The sequence below is a fragment of the Sorangium sp. So ce302 genome (genome assembly GCF_051530145.1).
GTDB lineage: Bacteria > Myxococcota_A > Polyangia > Polyangiales > Polyangiaceae > Sorangium > Sorangium cellulosum_B.
Genome location: NZ_CP150326.1, coordinates 1,292,896 through 1,310,508, shown reverse-complemented (window position 1 = coordinate 1,310,508; position 17,613 = coordinate 1,292,896). Strand labels below are relative to the sequence as shown.

At 70.1% G+C, this 17,613-nt stretch carries 13 protein-coding genes; 9 read left to right on the top strand and 4 right to left on the bottom strand.

Features of this window, described 5'->3' with window-relative positions; translation table 11 throughout:
* Positions 1-126 precede the first annotated feature (126 nt).
* Entirely contained in the window at positions 127-2,595 is a 2,469-nt protein-coding gene (locus WME73_RS04960) for an ATP-dependent helicase (protein ID WP_437914912.1), read from the bottom strand.
* A 180-nt stretch (positions 2,596-2,775) separates the two neighbouring features.
* Between WME73_RS04960 and WME73_RS04955 the strand changes: the two genes are divergently transcribed.
* Entirely contained in the window at positions 2,776-5,073 is a 2,298-nt protein-coding gene (locus tag WME73_RS04955; RefSeq protein WP_437744373.1) for a D-alanine--D-alanine ligase family protein, read from the top strand.
* Entirely contained in the window at positions 5,070-6,272 is a 1,203-nt protein-coding gene (locus tag WME73_RS04950; protein WP_437914911.1) for a P1 family peptidase, read from the top strand. The genes WME73_RS04955 and WME73_RS04950 overlap by 4 nt, the downstream gene beginning before the upstream one ends.
* 160 nt (positions 6,273-6,432) lie before the next feature.
* On the opposite strand, the gene WME73_RS04945 is transcribed toward WME73_RS04950, so the two are convergent.
* A complete protein-coding gene (locus WME73_RS04945; RefSeq protein ID WP_272100194.1) occupies positions 6,433-6,810 on the bottom strand; it encodes an STAS/SEC14 domain-containing protein in 378 nt (125 codons plus the stop codon).
* Positions 6,811-6,963: 153 nt separating this feature from the next.
* Positions 6,964-8,205 (bottom strand): glycosyltransferase, encoded by a 1,242-nt coding sequence (locus WME73_RS04940; protein ID WP_437914910.1) that lies wholly within the window; start codon positions 8,203-8,205, stop codon positions 6,964-6,966.
* A gap of 177 nt (positions 8,206-8,382) precedes the next feature.
* Here WME73_RS04940 and WME73_RS04935 point away from each other — a divergent pair, with 177 nt between their 5' ends.
* From WME73_RS04935 to WME73_RS04915, 5 genes are all read left to right on the top strand, one after another.
* On the top strand, positions 8,383-9,471 hold the full coding sequence (locus WME73_RS04935) for a Gfo/Idh/MocA family protein (RefSeq protein ID WP_437914909.1): 1,089 nt from the start codon (positions 8,383-8,385) through the stop codon (positions 9,469-9,471).
* On the top strand, positions 9,468-10,478 hold the full coding sequence (locus tag WME73_RS04930; RefSeq protein WP_437744369.1) for an NAD-dependent epimerase/dehydratase family protein: 1,011 nt from the start codon (positions 9,468-9,470) through the stop codon (positions 10,476-10,478). The genes WME73_RS04935 and WME73_RS04930 overlap by 4 nt, the downstream gene beginning before the upstream one ends.
* Positions 10,475-12,940, top strand: coding sequence for a hypothetical protein (locus WME73_RS04925; protein ID WP_437914908.1), 2,466 nt, complete (start codon positions 10,475-10,477; stop codon positions 12,938-12,940). Before WME73_RS04930 ends, WME73_RS04925 begins: the two co-directional genes overlap by 4 nt.
* Positions 12,941-13,055: 115 nt before the next feature.
* Positions 13,056-14,021, top strand: coding sequence for a hypothetical protein (locus WME73_RS04920; protein ID WP_437914907.1), 966 nt, complete (start codon positions 13,056-13,058; stop codon positions 14,019-14,021).
* A gap of 116 nt (positions 14,022-14,137) precedes the next feature.
* Positions 14,138-15,514: an O-antigen ligase family protein gene (locus WME73_RS04915; protein WP_437744366.1), complete on the top strand. Its 1,377-nt coding sequence runs from the start codon at positions 14,138-14,140 to the stop codon at positions 15,512-15,514.
* An 84-nt stretch (positions 15,515-15,598) separates the two neighbouring features.
* Here WME73_RS04915 and WME73_RS04910 read toward each other — a convergent pair whose 3' ends face one another.
* On the bottom strand, positions 15,599-16,330 hold the full coding sequence (locus WME73_RS04910; protein WP_012233516.1) for a sugar transferase: 732 nt from the start codon (positions 16,328-16,330) through the stop codon (positions 15,599-15,601).
* A gap of 65 nt (positions 16,331-16,395) precedes the next feature.
* Here WME73_RS04910 and WME73_RS04905 point away from each other — a divergent pair, with 65 nt between their 5' ends.
* Together WME73_RS04905 and WME73_RS04900 are read left to right on the top strand one after the other, a co-directional pair.
* Positions 16,396-16,983: an ATP-binding protein gene (locus WME73_RS04905; RefSeq protein ID WP_437327675.1), complete on the top strand. Its 588-nt coding sequence runs from the start codon at positions 16,396-16,398 to the stop codon at positions 16,981-16,983.
* On the top strand, positions 16,980-17,279 hold the full coding sequence (locus tag WME73_RS04900; RefSeq protein ID WP_012233514.1) for an STAS domain-containing protein: 300 nt from the start codon (positions 16,980-16,982) through the stop codon (positions 17,277-17,279). The genes WME73_RS04905 and WME73_RS04900 overlap by 4 nt, the downstream gene beginning before the upstream one ends.
* The last annotated feature ends 334 nt before the right edge of the window (positions 17,280-17,613 follow it).

Sequence of the window (17,613 nt, the reverse complement as noted above, 5' to 3'; positions counted from 1 at the left end):
CATCGGCATCCAAGCCGAAGCCTGTCGTCATGCGGGGTGAGGCCGTCGTTACCCGGCAGCGAACCCGCCATCATCGGCTCGGGACGCATCGCCCCACGACCTCCCCTCTCGCCCTCCTATTCCCCCTCACGGCCCGGCGCGCAGGAACGCCACCTTGATCCGCTTCTTCCCCCACCCGGAGAACTTCACCGTCGCGATCGGATCCGCCCCAGGATCCACGCTCTCGACCACGCCCGGCCCGAACCGCTCGTGGTACACCCGCATCCCGCGCCGCAACGCGAGCCCCTCGCCGCCCTCGGCGCCCGGATCGACCGCCTCCCGCTCGACATACCGCTCGCCGGGCGCCCGGTCGGGGACGTCCATGCCGCGCGCCATCGCCCCCCTCGCCGGCTCGCCCTCCCGCGAGAACCGCGCCCCTGCGAACCGCTCTTCCGCCTGCGCCTGCGCCCCGGGTCTCCGCTCGCGGCCCTCCCACGAGCGCTCCTGGCCGCCGAACCGGAGCCCGGGCGCGGCGTACCCGCCGCCCCCGCCGAACCCGCCCTCGACCCGGCGCTGCGCCATCATGCTGGCGGGCGTCGCGATCCCGCGCACCGAGGCCGGCGGCAGATCCGCGAGGAAGCGGCTCGGCAAGCCGTAACGCGTCTGGCCGAAGATCGCCCGCCGCGCCGCGTGTGTGATCCAGAGCCGCTCGCGCGCCCGCGTGATCGCGACGTAGGCCAGCCGGCGCTCCTCCTCGATGTCGCCCTTGCGGTTCGGATCCTGGCTCCGGAACGGGAACAGGTCCTCCTCCATGCCGGTCAGGAACACCGCGTGGAACTCCAGCCCCTTCGCGGCGTGGATCGTCATCATCGCCACCTTGGGCACGTCCGCGAGCGCGTCGACGTCCGACACCAGGCTCACCCGCTCGAGGTAGCCCGCGAGCGTCGCCTCGTCGCCCGCGGCGGTCGCCTCCTGCTCGTAGTCGACGAGCGACTGCACGAGCTCGCGCAAGTTCTGGAGCCGCGCCTCCGACTCGACGCTGTCCTCCTGCTCGAGCGCCTTGGCGTAGCCCGACCGCGCGAGCACCTCCTCCGCCAGCGCGCTCGGCGAAGCGCTCTTCGCCTCGGTCATGAGCCCGTGGATCAGATCACGGAAGCCGAGCAGGCTGCGCTTCGCCGCCGACGCGAGCGCCGGCAGCTGGCCCCCCGGCATCGCCGACGGCGGCACCCGCCCCTCCAGGAGCGGATCGATCGCCTCGAACAGCGACACGCCCAGCAGGTCCGCCGCCTGGATGAGCTTGTCGACCGTGCTCTGGCCGATCTTGCGGGCGGGCACGTTGATGATGCGGTTGAGATCCACGTCGCTCTTGGGGTTCGCGATCACGCGGAGGTACGAGAGCAGGTTCTTCACCTCCGCCCGCTCGAAGAAGCGCGTGCCCCCGATGATCTGGTACGGGATGCGCGCCTCGCGCAGCACCTCCTCGAGCACGCGCGACTGCGCGTGGATCCGGTAGAACACCGCGATCTCGTTCGGCGAGACGCCCTCCGCGATGAGCTCGCGGACGCACTCGACCACCCACGCCGCCTCGTCGTGCTCGCTGTCCGCCGCCACCACGTCGATCGGCGTGCCGTCCTGGTTCGCCGTCCAGAGCTCCTTCGGCTCGCGATCCGACGCGTGGCGGATCACGCCGAGCGCGCCCCGCACGACGTGCCCGATCGAGCGGTAGTTCTGCTCGAGCTTCACCACCGTCGCGTGCGGAAAATCGCGCCGGAAGCCGCGGACGATCCGGACGTCCGCGCCGCGCCAGCGATAGATGCTCTGGTCGTCGTCGCCGACCACGCAGAGGTTGTCGTGGCTCTTGCAGAACGCCCGGACGAGCCGGTACTGCACCTGGTTCACGTCCTGAAACTCGTCCACGAGCACGTGCCGGAAGCGCCCCCGGAGATCCTCGCCGGCGTAGCTCGTCGGGTCCTCCGCGATGCGCAGCACGGCGAGCAGCAGGTCGTCGAAGTCCACCGCGCTCGCCGCCTTGAGGTGCCGCTCGTACGCCTCGAAGCACCGCGCGATCGCGTCGTCGAAGTAGCCCTTCCGCTCGAACTCGGCGGGCCCCCGCCCCTCCTGCTTCTCCGCGTGGATGCGCGAGAGCACCTGGCGGGGCGGATAGCGCCGATCGTCGAGGTTGAGCTCCTTGAGCACGCGGTTCATGACCGCCCGCTGATCGTCGTCGTCGTAAATGACGAAGTTCTTGTCGAGCCCGGCCGCCTCGTGGTGCCGGCGCAACAGGCGCGCGCACACCGCGTGGAACGTGCCCACCCAGAGGTCCTTCACGATGTCGGCCCCGATGAGCCCCTCCAGCCGGCGCTTCATCTCGGTCGCCGCCTTGTTCGTGAACGTCACCGCCAGGATCCGGTAGGGCGGGACACGGTGCGTGACGATGAGGTTCGCGATCCGGTACACGATGACGCGGGTCTTGCCGCTCCCCGCGCCGGCGAAGATGAGGAGCGGCCCCGCCGCGTGGCTGGCCGCGCGCGCCTGCGGCTCGTTCAGCTCCTCGTGAGGGAGGCCAGGCTCGGGCGGCGGAGAGCGGTCGGCGTCGTGTGCGGCGAAACGATCCACACGGGGTCGCTAGCACGACCTCCGCGCGAGCGGGAGCCCGCCGAGCCCCGGAGCCCCGAGCGGCGCTCTCCTGCTTTTTCCCCGGCAAATCACGCCCGCTGGCCGTAACCTCGCACGCGCGTGCGCCTCCGGCAGAGCACCGGGGGAGCCGCGGCCCGGACGACCGGCACAGGAGAGACCATGCGCATCGCGCTCACGCACAACCTGAAGATCACGGGCTCCGCCGAGGAAGCCGAGTTCGACAGCCCGGAGACGATCGCCGCCATCGCCGGCGCGCTCGAGCGAGCCGGGCACGAGGTCGAGCGGATCGAGGTCAGCGGCCCGGCCTCCCGGGTCCTCGCCCGGCTCGAGGCGCTCCAGCCGGACCTCATCTTCAACACCGCCGAAGGTCACAAGGGCAAGACGCGCGAGGCGTTCTATCCGTCGCTCTTCGACGAGCTCGGCATCCCGTACACCGGCTCCGACGCCTACACGCTGAACGTCGCGCTCGACAAGTCGCTCACGAAGCGCGTCCTCGCGAGCTACGGCGTCGCCACCCCGCGCGCCCGCCTCGTCAACCGGACCACCCTGGACAGCGGCGCGCTCGACGACATGAGCTTCCCCGTCATCGTGAAGCCGAATTTCGAGGGCTCCTCCAAGGGCATCTTCCGGGAGTGGAGCGTCTGCGAGGACGCGCACCACCTCGCCGAGGTCGTCGAGCGGCAGCTCGCGCGCTTCGAGGCGGGCCTGCTCGTCGAGCACTACATCGCCGGCATCGACGTCGCGTGCGCCTTCGTCGACGGCCTCAAGGAGGCGAACGGCGCGCGCTCGAGCGGCACCGGCATCCCCGAGGGCGTCCTCACCCCGATCGAGTTCGTGATCGATCCCCAGGTGCCGGGCAGCTACAACGTGTACGACTTCAACCTGAAGCACGCGAAGCCCGAGCAGGTCACGCGCCGGCCGGCGCAGCTGCCCGCGGCCACGATCGAGCGCATCCGGGCCATCACGGCGCGCGTCGTGCGCGCCCTGGACCTCAAGGATCACGCCCGCTGCGAGTTCCGGGTCACGCCGTCCCCCTCGCGCAGCCAGGGCCACGACGTCCACTTCCTCGAGGTCGACGGGCTGCCCACCCTCCAGCCGGGCGCCAGCGTCTTCGTCGCGGCGGCGCAGCGCGGCGTCGACTTCGACGGCGTGATCCGGGCCATCGTGAGGAGCGCCTGCAAGCGGCGGGGGCTCCTGCCGCTCCTGGAGAGCAACCAGCCGCGGCGGGCGAAGCGGACCGCGCTCCGCGTCGGCTTCACCTACAACATGAAGCGGAGCGACACGGCCGCGGCCGACAAGGCGGGCCCCGGCACGATGCACGACCTGGAGGCCGAGTTCGACTCGCCGCGCACGATCCAGGCGATCGCGAGCGCCATCGAGAGCTACGGCCACACCGTGGTCCCGCTCGAGGCGACCCCGGACCTGCCGCGCGCGCTCGCGGCTTCCGGGGTCGACGTCGTCTTCAACATCGCCGAGGGGCTCCGCGGCCGCGGCCGCGAGGCGCAGGTGCCGGCGCTCTGCGAGCTGCTCGGCATCCCCTACAGCGGCTCGGACGCGACCACGCTCTCCCTCGCCCTCGACAAGGGCCTCACGAAGCAGATCTTGCGGGCGGCCGGCATCGAGACGGCCGAGTGGCAGGTGGTCACGACCGGGCGCGAGAAGCTGAAGCCGTTCCGCTACCCGGTGATCGTGAAGCCCAACGCCGAGGGGACCTCGAAGGGGATCACCTCCGCGTCCGTCGTCAAGGACGAGGCCGCCGCGCGCGCCGCGGCGAAGCAGCTGGTCGATCGCTACCACCAGCCGGCCCTCATCGAGGAGTACATCACGGGCCGCGAGTTCACCGTCGGCCTGCTCGGGGAGCGGCGGCCGAAGGTGCTGCCGCCGATGGAGGTCGTCTTCGTCGACCCGCCCACCTACCCCGTCTACGGCTACGAGGAGAAGCAAACGGACACGCCGCGCGTGCGCTTCGAGTGCCCCGCGCAGCTCACGCCGTCGGAGCTCCGCCGCGTCGAGAAGGTCGTGCGCGACACGTTCGCGGCCCTCGGGTGCCGCGACGTGGCCAGGGTCGATCTGCGCATGGCGAAGGACGGCAGGGTGTACGTCATCGAGATCAACCCGCTGCCCGGCCTGACGCCCGACTTCAGCGATCTCTGCGTGATCGCGAAGGTCGCGGGGATGGATTACCGGATGCTGATCGGCGAGATCCTGGCCGGCTGCCTCAAGCGCTACCGCGACGCCCGGGCCGCCACGGCGCCGCGGCCCGCGTTCACCGCGGCGCCGCCTGCGGCGGGCGCCGCCGCGCCCTCCGCGAGCGCGTCGGGCGCCTCGCCGGCCGCCGATCCGGGCCTGCTGGCCGCGCCCGGCCCTGCGCTCGCCGGGCCCGCGCCGCTCCCGGCGGAGGCCGCGCCCCTCTCCGACACGGTCTCCGTCGCGAACGGCGAGGTCGCCGGCCCATGAGCGCGCCCTCGACCGCGCTCAGGCGCCCTCGGCTGCGCGATCTCGGCCTCGCGATCGGCCGCTTTCCGACCGGTCCGGAGAACGCGATCACGGACGTCCCTGGGGTGCGGGTCCACCACGTGACCAAGATCGAGGGCGAAGGCGAGCTCGTCCCCGGCCTCGGTCCGGTGCGCACGGGCGTGACCGCGGTCGTCCCGGCCGACGGCGACGTCTTCCTCGATCGGGTGTTCACCGCGAGCTACGTGCTCAACGGCGCGGGCGAGGTGACCGGCCTCTCGCAGATCAACGAGTGGGGCCTCTGCGAGACGCCGATCCTGCTCTGCAGCACGCTCTGCGTCGGCCGCGTCCTCGACGCGACCGTCGCGTGGCTCTCGCGCAAGCACCCCAAGATCGGCAAGGACTACGACGTCGTGATCCCGGTCGTCGCCGAGTGCGATGACAGCTTCCTCAACGACGCCGTGGGGCGCCACGTGGCGCAGGCCGACGTCGACGAGGCGATCGACAACGCCCGGGGTGGCCCCGTGGCCGAGGGGTGCGTCGGCGCCGGCACGGGCATGCAGACGTTCCACTTCGCGGGCGGGATCGGCACCTCGAGCCGGTCGGTCCCTGTCGGCGGGGTCGACGCCCTCGTGGGGGCGCTCGTGCTGTCGAACTTCGGCGATCGCGAGCTGCTCCGCGTCGATGGGGTCCCGGTCGGGCGGCTCATCAGCGACCGCTTCAACCACGTCCCGCGGCGGGGCCCCGCCGGCTCGATCATCGTGCTCGTCGCCACCGACGCCCCGCTCATCCATCGTCAGCTCGCGCGCCTCGCGCGGCGCGCCGCGCTCGCGATCGGCCGGACCGGCGGGTATGCGGCCAACAACTCGGGCGAGATCGTCCTCGCCTGGAGCACCGCGAACCGGGTGCCTCGCGTCGCCACCGAGCAGTGGAGCGCCCCCCGATCGAGCCGCTCGCTCAGCGTGCACCCCCTCGCGCCGGGCCGGCACATGGCCGAGCTCGTCCTCGACACCGAGGTCGACGCGCTCTACGAGGCCACCGTCGACGTGGTGGAGGAGGCGATCCTCAACGCGATGTGCGGCGGCGTCGACATGACCGGCCACAGCGGCCACCACGCGCCGGCCCTCCCGCTGGACGCCGTTGCCGAGATCCTGAAGCAGTACCGCCCCCCGCACCCCTCCGACCCGCCCCCCCTCTTCTAGCGCCCCCCGCCCCCTTCTCTCCGGCAAAGGCCCCGCCGAGCGGCGGTCACCCGCACAGGAGACGGGCCCAAATCGGCGTTTTCGGCGCGGAAGCGCACTCAGGTGCGCTGAGCACCGAAAACGTCGAGATGGGCCCGTATCCGAAGCGGGTGCCCGCCGCTCATTCCGGATCACCGTGGAGGAGCCACTCGTGGGCCGCGTCCTCGTCCCAGAAGCGCCGCAGGACCTTGTCCGTGCCGCTCTCGCGCGCCACGCGGTTCAGCTGGAGCGCGACGATGTCGCTCTCGATGATCTCGGCGACGCGCATCACCCCGAGCTCCAGGCCGAACTCCTGGACGGCGCGGATCTTCTCCGCCACATCGGGGGACATCGGCCTGAACCCGCGGACATCGGCCTTGATCTTGATCTCCCGGCCCTGGAGGCTCTCGCACGCCTTCCTCAGCTCGCTGACGAAGTTCTCCATCTCCTCGAGGCGGACACGCCCCTCGAGGACGAAATCCACCATGGCGATGATCCGGTCGACTTTGATCTCGAACACGTTGAGAGACCTCCTGCCAGTTCCCGAAGGGGCGGGATGGGGCCGCGTGATCATACCCCGGATCGCGCGAGGACGCGCCTAGGGATCGCGACGCTCACGCGGCAGCGACGCTGGCCGTCGGCCGTGGGAAGCCCGGGCTGGGGTCGCCGCCCTTCACGCCGCGTGCGGCTCGCCGACGCGCGACTTGCCCTGTCCGCGCCGCACGGCGATCGCCTGCTCGTAGATGGTCTCGTACCGCGAGAGCAGCGTGGGCCACTGCCGCTCCTTGAGGATCCACGCCCGCGCGTTCTTGCCGACCTGCTCGAGGCGCGCCGGGTCCTTGAGCGCCTCCACACACCGCCTCGTGAGGTCGGCGCTGTCGCCCGCCTTGAAGACGAACCCGGTCTCGCCATAACGGACGAGCTCCCCCATGGCCGCGACGTCGCTCACCATCACGGGCCGGGCCATGGCCATCGCCTCGAGCGGCTTCAGCGGCGTCGTCAGCTCGGTCGTCCGGGTCCGGATGCGGGGATACACGAGCAGGCTCGCCATCGCGTAGATGTTGAACACCTCGTCGTGCGGCACCCGCCCGGTGAAGGTCACCTTGGACTCCACCCCTCGCTCGCGGGCGAACGCCTTGAGCTCCATCTCCTGGCCGCCGGCCCCGGTGATCACGACGTGCGCGTCCGGGATCTCCCGCGCGATGTCGCCGATCGCCGCGATGAGCGTCTGGAGCCCCTCGTACGGCTGGAAGGTGCCGACGTAGCCGATGAGCTTCTTCCCGGCGAGCCCGAAGCGCTCCCAGGCGCCGGGCGGGGCCTCCCGCGGCGCGAACTTGTCCGAGTCGACGCCGTTGCCCACGACGTGGAGCGCGTCCGTGCTGCGCACCCGCGGCGCGACAGCGCTCTTCAGGGCCTCGCAGATCGTCACCGTCGCGTCAGCGTACTTGTAGACGATCGTCTCGAGGCCGGCCGCGATCTTGTAAGGCGCCGAGTCCTCTTTGAATTTGCCCCGGTCGACGGAGGCGTTCTCCCAGAGGTCGCGCACCTCGTAGACGAGCGGCAGCCCGAAGCGGCGCGCCGCCGCGAGCGCCGGCAGCCCGACGAGCATCGGCGAGTGCGCGTGCACGAGATCGGGCTGAAACTCCCGGATCGCGTCCTCGACGCGCGCCTCCAGCGCCCGCACGAGCTGGAGCTCCCTGACCAGCGGCAGCTTCTTGCCGGTAGGCTCGCGCGTCCGCCAGTACGAGATGCCGCCGCTCTCGTCCTTCAGCGCATCCCCGGACCCCTGCTGCGCCGACGTCACCACCGCCGGCCGCATCCCGTGCTCGGCCTGGTGCTTGATGATGTAGTCGCTGCGGATCGTGTATCCCGCAATGACAGGCAGCGACGTATGAAGAACATGGAGCACGCGCACGAATCACCACCCTTCTTTATGCTGCGCCGCGCAGCCTACCCGAGGCCGCCGCGACCGTCATCAAGCTCCTCCACGCGCATGGACGCGCGTGGAGGAGCTTGGACGCGTCCGCGCTGACCGCGGGCCGGCCGAGAGCCTAGCTCTCGGCTGCCACGTTGCGGTACGCTCCGCCGCCGCATGACCCTCAAAATCGCGATCGTCGGCTGCGGCAAGATCGCCGACGGCCACATAGAAGAGATCCAAAAGATGCCGGAGCGGGCTCGGGTCGTCGCCGTATGCGACCTGGAGCTCCTGATGGCCGAGCAGATCGCGGTGCGCTACGGCATCCCGAGCCACTACGACTCGTTCGACCGGTTGCTCGACGTCGAGAAGCCCGACGTCGTCCACATCACCACCCCTCCGCAGTCGCACCTGTTCCTCGCCCGGCGCGCCATCGAGGCCGGCGCCCACGTCTACGTGGAGAAGCCGACTGCGCTGAACCTCGCGGACGTGCGGCGCCTCATCGAGCTCTGCACCGCCGCCGGGAAGAAGATGACCGTCGGCTGGGAGTACCAGTTCGATCCCCCGGCCATCGAGATGCGCAGGCTCGTCGGCGACGGCGTGATCGGTGATCCCGTCCACGTGGAGAGCTGCTTCGGCTACAACCTCGCCGGCCCCTTCGGCACGGCGCTCCTCGGCGACGGCTCGCACTGGGTCCATCGCCTCCCGGGCAAGCTGTTCCACAACAACGTCGATCACCTGCTGAACAAGATCGTCGAGTTCGTGGACGACGAGCAGCCGAAGGTCACCGCGACCGCCTATGCGCGCCGGGAGAAGCGGTTCGGCGACTCGCGCGACGACATGCTCGACGAGCTCCGCGTCACGGTGCAGGGCGCGCGCGTCAGCGCCTACGGGACCTTCTCGTCGCACGCGCGGCCGCCCGGGCACTTTCTCCGCATCTACGGCACGAAGAACACGCTCCACGTCGACTTCACGAGCCGCACGGTCACCCTCGACGCGTCGCCGAAGCTCCCGAGCGCCATCGGGCGCGTCGTCCCGGCCTTCGATCAGGCCATCTCGTACCTCCGCGAGGGGGGCAAGAACGTGGTGCGGTTCGCCCGCAGCGACTTCCACTTCTTCTCGGGGCTGAACCGCCTGATCGGCCTCTTCTACGACAGCATCACGCGGGGCGCGGAGCTGCCCATCTCGTACCGGGACATGATCCGGGTCGCGTCGATGATGGATGAGATCTTCCGGCAGGTCCCGCAGGAGAAGGCGCGCACATGAAAGTCCTTGTCACCGGCTCGAACGGCTTCCTCGGATCGGCCCTCGTCGACCGGCTGCTCGCCCACGGCGAGACCGACCTCCGCTGCCTCGTCCGCCCCGCGAGCAACCGCTCGCGGCTCGACGAGATCGAGAAGCGGCGGGGCGTCCCCCTCGAGGTCGCGGTGGGCTCCCTCGCCACGAAGGAGGCCGCCGAGCGCGCGGTCGAGGGCGTGGACGTCGTCTACCACGTGGCCGCGGCCATGGGCGGCGCGCCCGCGGACATGTTCCTGAGCACCGTCGTCGCCTCGAAGAACCTGCTCGAGGCGCTCGTCCACACCGGCCGATCGCCGCGCGTCGTCCTGGTCAGCTCCTTCGGCGTCTACGGCGTCGCCGATCTCCCGCGGGGGTACATCGTCGACGAGAACACGCCCCTGGAGACGCGGCCGGCGCAGCGCGATCTCTACTCGCAGGCGAAGCTCCGGCAGGAGAAGCTCTTCTGGGAGTACCAGGCGCGCTACGGCTTCCCGCTGACGGTGCTCCGCCCCGGCGTCATCTACGGCCCCGGCGGCAACGCCTTCTCCAGCCGCGTGGGGATGAGCCTCTTCGGCGTGTTCCTGCACCTCGGCGGCCGCAACGTCCTCCCGCTGTCGTACGTCGACAACTGCGCGGAGGCGATCGCCGTCGCCGGCCGGAGCGACGTCGCGCGGGGGCAGGTCTACAACGTCCACGACGACGACCTGCCCACGGCCGACGTCTACCTCGCCCGCTACAAGCGCGAGGTGAAGCCGATCCGCTCGCTCACGGTGCCCTACTTCGCCCTCGCCGGGATATCGAAGCTCGTCGAGCGCTACCACGCCTACTCGAAGGGGCAGCTGCCGGCCATCTTCACGCCCTACAAGAGCGCGACCTCGTGGAAGGGGAACCGGTTCGACAACACGAAGCTGAAGGCGCTCGGGTGGAAGCAGCTGGTCTCCACGGAGGAGGGCCTCCAGCGGACGTTCACGTACCTCAAGGAACGCGCGACATGACGGGCTCGCGGTCGCTCGCGTCGCTCGGCCTCGCGCTCGGCCTCGCGGGTCTCCTCGCCGGCTGCGACCGGCGGCAGACCCCGGGGCCCCCGGCGGTCCACAGCGGCGAGGGCACCCAGTCCGCCACCGCCGCGCTCGCGGTCGCGGCGCCGCGCTTCGACGCGCCGGCCGCGCCGCCGGCCACGCCGGCCAAGGGGCACCCCCGGCTCTGGGTGCGCGCGGCCGATCTGCCGAAGCTCCGGGCGCGCGCCACGCAGGCGAACCCCCTGTTCAAGGAGCTCGCCGCCGTGACGGCCGAGGCCGCGGCGGCGATGGACAAGGGCAACATCCCCTCGGAGGGCGACTGCACCCACGCCCGCATCTACTGCGAGGCGCACGCGGAGCTGTTCGCCTTCATGTCGCTCGTCTCGAGCGACGAGGCGGCCCGCAACGACCACGCCGCCCGCGCGCGCAAGATCCTTCTCTATATCGTCGATCGCGTGAACAAGGGCGATCCGCAGGATCCCTTCGTCCGCAGGTTCTCGACCGGCGACCGCGCCCGCTGGGCCGGCGAGTCGTTCGGCCTCACGGTCGACTGGATCTACGGGTACCTCTCGGCCCAGGACAAGGCGGCGATACGGCCCGTCTTCCTCCGCTGGGCGGAGGAGCAGCTGAAGTCGTCGACGACGAGCCACGATCACCCCGAGCCCGTGGGCAAGCTGAACGACCCGGCGATGCTGAAGGAGCCGAAGAAGCGCAGGTACGCCGCGAACAACTACTTCACGTCGCACATGCGCAACCTGACGCTCCTGTCGCTCGCGTTCGACGAGGCCGACGATCCGCCGGATCCGAAGCCGAGCGGCACCTACCCGCGGCTCAGGGACTACTTCGCCAACGTCGCCGGGGCGTGGCTTTACATGACCGACAGCGTCCTGCGGAACGACGCGCGCGGCGGCGCGCCGCCGGAGGGCTTCCAGTACGGCCCCGCGACGCTGGCCTACGTGAGCGAGACGCTGCTCGCCATCCAGACGGCCGGCGAGGCCGATCCGGCGAAGTGGGGCCCGCAGGTGCACCTCGACGGCAACCCGTTCTGGCACGAGTTCATCCCGGCCCACCTCCACAGCCTGAGCCCCGCCACGCCGGCGGGCCGGCTCGGGCCGACCCACGAGGCCGCGTGGACGGGCGACGGGGAGCGCTACGAGTACACGGATCACATCGACCCGTTCGCGGCGCTCGGCCTCCACGCCGAGAACAGCGGCAACGCCGAGCGCCTGAACGCGCTCCGCTGGATGGCCATCCACGCCGGCCCGGGCGGCGCCGCGGCCCTCGCGCGGCGCGCCCGCTCGCAGCTCGGCCAGGTCCACAAGCGCCACTCGATCATGTACTTCCTCCTGCTCGACCCGGCGGTCACCCCGACCGACCCGCGCCCCTCCACCCCGCTCACGCACTACGGCCCCGGCCTCGGCCAGGTCTTCGCGAGGACGAGCTGGGGGCCCGAGGCCACGTGGCTCCAGTTCCAGCTCGGCTGGGAGCAGATCGACCACCAGCACGGCGACGGCCTCAGCTTCGGCTTCTACCGCGGCGGCGAGTGGCTCACGAAGGAGCGCGTCGGGTACGGCGCCTTCATGGGGAGCTCCGAGCAGCACAACACCCTCACGGTCGAGAACGACAGGAACCGCCGCCACGACGACCCGAACCGCGGCGAGCTCTGGCGGCGCGGGTCCCAGTGGCCGCTCGTGCACACGGGCGATCCCAGGGTGCTCGCGAAGAGCTTCGCGCAGGACTACGTCTATGTCCTCGGCGACGCGACCCCGCTCTACAACTCCGAGTACGAGAACATCCGCGACGTCACGCACGTCAGCCGCGCGCTCGTGTGGCTCAAGCCGGACCACCTCGTCCTCTACGACCGCGCCGCCACGGGCAAGGACGGGCGCTTCAAGCGCTTCTTCGTGCAGACGCCGAGCGCGGCGCAGGTCGCGGGGAAGCTCGCGACGGCCACGACCGCGAAGGGGCAGAAGCTCTTCGTGACCACGCTCCTGCCGGAGAGCGCCGTCATGGTGGCCGAGCCGTACAAGCCGACGGGCACCTGGGACACCAAGCCGGCCGAGAACGAGCCGATGCTCGCGACCCTGCGGGTCGAGCCGCCGGCCCCGATGCCGAAGGACACGCGCTTCCTGCACGTGCTCCAGGGCGCGGCCGGCAACGCGACGGCGGATCCGGTGACGCTCGTGCGCACGAAGCGCGGAACGCCGTTCGCTGGCGCGGCGGTGAAGGGCACGCTGGTCCTGTTCCCGGTCGAGCTGGGCGCTGTGTCCGAGGTGCAGTTCACCTCGCTCCCCGGCGTGACGAAGCACGTCGTCACGGGGCTCTCCCCCGGCGCGTCCTACGACGTGATCAGGAAGCCCGCGGGCGGCGGCGACGAGATCACGATCCGCGCCGGCTCGGCCGCCAAGGCCGACGAGGGCGGCGTCCTCACCTTCTGAGCGCCGTGTCGCAAACGGCAAATGCGACGATGACGCCCCCCCGCGCCACGCTTGTCCTCGGCGTGGCGCGCTGCAATAATCCATTCTCCTTGCCCACGCCCTGTACGGAGATGCCATGAGCAAGAAGCGACTCGTCTCTGCCGGCGCATTTCTCGTCGCGCTGGGCGCCCTGTTCATCCCCATCGAGGGCACGGCGCCGGCCGCGACCGGCCCCATCGCGAAGGCTGGCTCCCTCGATCTGTCCGGCTTCGCGAGCGCCCGGCCCGATACCCCGCTGGATCTCCTGTTCATCCATCACTCGTGCGGCGGCCAGCTCCTCACGGAGACGGGCGCCGAGAAGGAGAAGGCGTCGTGCGTCTACGAGGCGCACCCGAACGGAGGCGGGCTCAAGAAGAAGCTCACGGAGCAGGGCTACCGCGTCCACGAGGCCTCCTACGGCAGCGAGATCGGCGAGAAGACCGACCTCTTCGACTGGGCGCCCAAGTTCCGCGACAAGATGGACAAGGTGCTCCGGGTCGCGCTGAACGACCAGATGCACCCGGACGGCGTGGTGAACCGGATCGTCGTCTTCAAGTCCTGTTATCCCAACAACCGCTTCGTCGGCGAGGGCTCCGCCCCCGGCAACCCGGCCGGCCCGGAGCTCACCGTCTGGAACGCGAAGGCCACGCTGACGTCCATCCTGCCCGACCTCGCGAAGCGGAAGGACACGCTGTTCGTCTACGTCACCGCCCCCGCCAACGTCCTCAAACGCTCGAAGGAGCCTGCCTGGAAGTGGACCGCGAAGCGGCTCCTCGGGAAGCCCTCCGACGCCGAGATCGCGCAGCGCCAGGCGGAGCTCGCCCGCTCGTTCAACAACTGGGTCAAGTCGCCCGACGGCTGGCTCAGCGGCTATCCGGAGAAGAACGTCGTCGTCTTCGATTACTACGACGTGCTCACGAACAAGGGCGAGTCCAACTTCTCCCTGCACGGCTCGGAGGGGAACACCGACAACCACCCCTCGAGCGCGGGCAACGCGAGGGCCGCGGATGAGTTCGTCCCGTTCCTGAACCAGGCCGTGCGCCGCGTGGGCCTCAGCACGTAGCGTCGAGGGCCCGGAAACCACGCCGGAGGGAGCGAGCGCAAGTCGCTTGACGCGAGCCGCGATCCTCCGGAACGTCCCCCACCACCCGAACGGCGTCTCCGCCGAGGACCCTCGACATGCTCGCGCTCCCCGGGGTCATCCTTCTCATCGTCTTCATCTACGGCAGGCCTCAGGAGTGGGACGAGCGCTTCGAGAGCCTGCCGTTCCTGTACCTCTGGCTCGGCCTCGCCTTCATGGGCATGGGCCTCGACCTCGCGATGGGCAAGGTCAGGCTGAAGGCGACCCCGCAGCTCCGGTGGGCCATCGTCGTCTACTCCTGGTGCGTGCTCACGCTGGGCTTCCGGAACCCCGCCGAGTTCACCGAGGGGTTCGTCTCGATCAGCGTGACGTTCGTCCTCTTCTTCCTGATCGGGCACAGCCCCGACGGCTTCAAAGGGTTCCAGAAGCTCGCCGCCACGGTGCTCATCATGGGCCTCTTCGTGGCGGGCGTCGCGATCCACCAGGGGTTCTCCTCGTTTCAGTGCCTGGCGATGACGCAGACCATCGGAGGCTCGCGCGGCGAGGCGGGCATCCCCGACGGCCGCTCCTGCGAGCTCCGCGTGGACTGCCGCGAGGGGCCGGGCGCCGATCCCGAGGTCGAGTACCTGTGCGAGCGCGTCGGCCTCTTCAAGACGTCGACGATCAACGGCCGCGTGCGCTGGCGCGGCGTGCTCCAGGATCCGAACGAGCTCGCGCTCACGGCGGGCATCGTGCTGCCGTTCAGCTTCGCGATGTTCGAGCAGAAGCGCTCCTTCACGCGCGCGCTCATGGTCTTCGGCTCGCTCCTCCTCATCGCGACCGCGATCATCCTCACGCAGTCCCGGGGCGGCCAGCTCGTCTTCGCGACGGTGCTGGGCGTCTACTTCGTCAAGAAGTACGGCATCCGCGGCGCGATCTTCGGCGCGATCTGCGCGGCGCCGCTCATGATGCTCGGCGGCCGCGGCGGGGGCGAGGCGGATGAGTCAGCGAACGAGCGCACGGAGATCCTGGGCGAGGGCCTGAATATCTACCGGATGTTCCCGCTGATGGGCGCGGGCTTCCGCCAGTTCACGGAGCACCACTGGCTCACCGCGCACAACGCGTACCTCCTCGCGCTCTCGGAGCTCGGTCCGCTCGGGATGTTCGCGTGGACGGCGATGATCTACCTCACCCTCAAGATCTCGCTGGTCGCGCTCAAGCGGTACGAGCACGGCGCCCAGTTCGCGGCGATCCGCGCCTGGTCCATGGCGATCATGGCCGGGTTCTGCGGGATGATGGTCGGGATCTTCTTCCTCTCGTTCACCTACCACTACGTGCTCTGGATCTACTTCGGCCTGGCGGGGGCGCTGTATTCCGCCATCAGGAGCGTCGATCCGAACTTCTCGATCCGGCTCGAGAAGCGCGACGTCTACCGGCTCATCCTGGCCGATCTCGCCCTGGTGCTCGTGATCGTCGTGCTCAGCAAGAGGGGTTAGTACAGCCGCGGGAAGTTGCCCCGGTTCAGCGCCATGACGCACGGAGCATCGCGGCCGCGACGCCCGCGCCGGGCCGGGGCCCGCTCAGCGCCCGAGGCCGAGGACCATCACGAGCGGCGTCTTCACGATGATCGAGAGCTCCATCTGCAGGAACGTCGAGAGCTTCTCGAGCGACGCGGCGTACGCGAGATCGAAGAGCAGCTTCATCCGCATGTCGTCGGCCTCGGCCCCCTCCGCCTCCTCGAGGCCGAACGGGTTCGTCAGCGTCGCCTCGAACGCGGCGACCTCGCTCTCCGCCGGAGCGCGTCCGGTATACCCGAGCGACACCTGCGCGAGCCCCGTGATGCCCGGCTTGATGTCGCGCATCCGCTCCTCGAAGAAGGGAATGGCGAGCGCGAGGTTGACGAGCAGCTCGGGGCGCTCGGGGCGCGGCCCCACGATGCTCATGTCGCCCATGAGCACGCTCCAGAACTGCGGGATCTCATCGAGGCGCGTCTTGCGCAGGAAGCGGCCGACCCGGGTGATGCGCGGGTCGTCCTGCTGGGCGAGCACGGCCCCCGTCAACTTCTCGGCATCCACGCGCATGGAACGAAATTTGCGCATGTGGAATTCGACGAACCGCGGGTAGGCCACGCCGTCCCGCACTTCCGTGCCGATGAGCATCCCGGCACGGCGCTGCATGTAGAAGATCGGCCCGGGCGACTCGAGGTAGATAGCCGCGCCGATGAGGGGGTAGAGCGGGAGGGTCAGCGTGAGACCCACGAGCGAGCCCGCGATGTCGATCGCACGTTTCGCTACACGAACGCCAGGTGTCACTGTTTACCTTGTGGCTCCCATAGTCGAGAACGTGGTAGGGTACAAGCTCGGATGGAGGTTTGGGCGTGATCCGACTCCGCGTACCAGGTTCGTTGACCTATCGCCACCTCGCCCTCCGCGTGGTGGCGGCCGCATGCAAGATGGCCGCGCCGGGGAGGGTCGAGGGCGGGTCGCCCGGCCTCACCCAGGAGGATTTCGAGGACCAGACCGTCTCGGCGTTCGGCGAGGCGTTCAACAACATCGCGATTCACGGATACCGCGCTGGCCCGCCGGGCGACGTCGACATCGAGATCGAGTCCGACGCGGACGGCATTATCATCCGTTTGATGGACACGGGCTGCAGCTTCGATCCCGCGGCCATCGACAACCCTCCCATCGACGACCTCCCCGAGTCCGGGATGGGGCTCTTCATCATCAAGTCGTTCATGGATGAGGTCGACTACTGTCCCGGCAGTCCGAATGTCCTCCGTCTTGTGAAACGGAGGGAGGGCAGCTCGTGTATTGCCGGCGACGGGGGTGAAGGCAGCAGCGAACAAGAGCATTCCGACGCCGATTTCGCCGGGGCGACAGGGCATCGGACGAGCAGTTTTCGAATGCGGAGCGTCTCCCGTTCGGGCGCGACCCGCGCCGCAGGGGGAATCAAAATCCAATGAGTTATACGCGGACCGATAACGGTAGTGAGACGGTCGTGCAGTTCGAGGGGACCCTCGACGCAGTGACCGCACCGGAGTTCAGGACATTGGTGGACGAGCTGGTGGCCGAGAACCGGCAGAACATCACGCTCGAGCTCTCGTCCCTCCGGCTGATCGACAGCTCGGGCGTCGGCGTCATCGTCTCGCTGTTCAAGCGGGTACGGGCCAACGGCGGCCAGGTGCGCATCGTCGGGCTGAGGGATCAGCCGCGCGCGATCTTCCGCCTGCTGCGCCTCGATCGGGTGTTCCCCACGTGACGCTCGGTGGCGGCGCGCGCGCCGCCACCCCGGCCCCCCGGCCCACCCGTCGACAACGGTTGCGGTGGCAGCGCCGCGCGGCAGGTGTCGCGCGGACGGTGCAGCGCGGCTGGCGTCGCCCGGGCGGTGCCCCCTGTCGCCGTGGTGCTGGTTGCGCGTGCTGCGCGTACTGGGGGCGTGTTAGGCGTGGGGTTGCGCGCAGCGGGCACAGCCGGAGCTGGGTGCAACAAGCTGGCGCTCGGGCGTCGCACGTCTACCATAGCCAACCAGCCTGCCTGACCGGGGTGCGCGTTCTCCGGACCGGGCGGAGCAAGGCAACCTTCGAGGAGCGGGG

Coding starts and splice junctions, on each gene's coding strand:
- WME73_RS04930 (WP_437744369.1), top strand. CDS start 9,468: ATGAAAGTCCTTGTCACCGGCTCGAACGGCTTCCTCGGATCGGCCCTC.
- WME73_RS04920 (WP_437914907.1), top strand. CDS start 13,056: ATGAGCAAGAAGCGACTCGTCTCTGCCGGCGCATTTCTCGTCGCGCTG.
- WME73_RS04925 (WP_437914908.1), top strand. CDS start 10,475: ATGACGGGCTCGCGGTCGCTCGCGTCGCTCGGCCTCGCGCTCGGCCTC.
- WME73_RS04955 (WP_437744373.1), top strand. CDS start 2,776: ATGCGCATCGCGCTCACGCACAACCTGAAGATCACGGGCTCCGCCGAG.
- WME73_RS04935 (WP_437914909.1), top strand. CDS start 8,383: ATGACCCTCAAAATCGCGATCGTCGGCTGCGGCAAGATCGCCGACGGC.
- WME73_RS04950 (WP_437914911.1), top strand. CDS start 5,070: ATGAGCGCGCCCTCGACCGCGCTCAGGCGCCCTCGGCTGCGCGATCTC.
- WME73_RS04915 (WP_437744366.1), top strand. CDS start 14,138: ATGCTCGCGCTCCCCGGGGTCATCCTTCTCATCGTCTTCATCTACGGC.
- WME73_RS04900 (WP_012233514.1), top strand. CDS start 16,980: ATGAGTTATACGCGGACCGATAACGGTAGTGAGACGGTCGTGCAGTTC.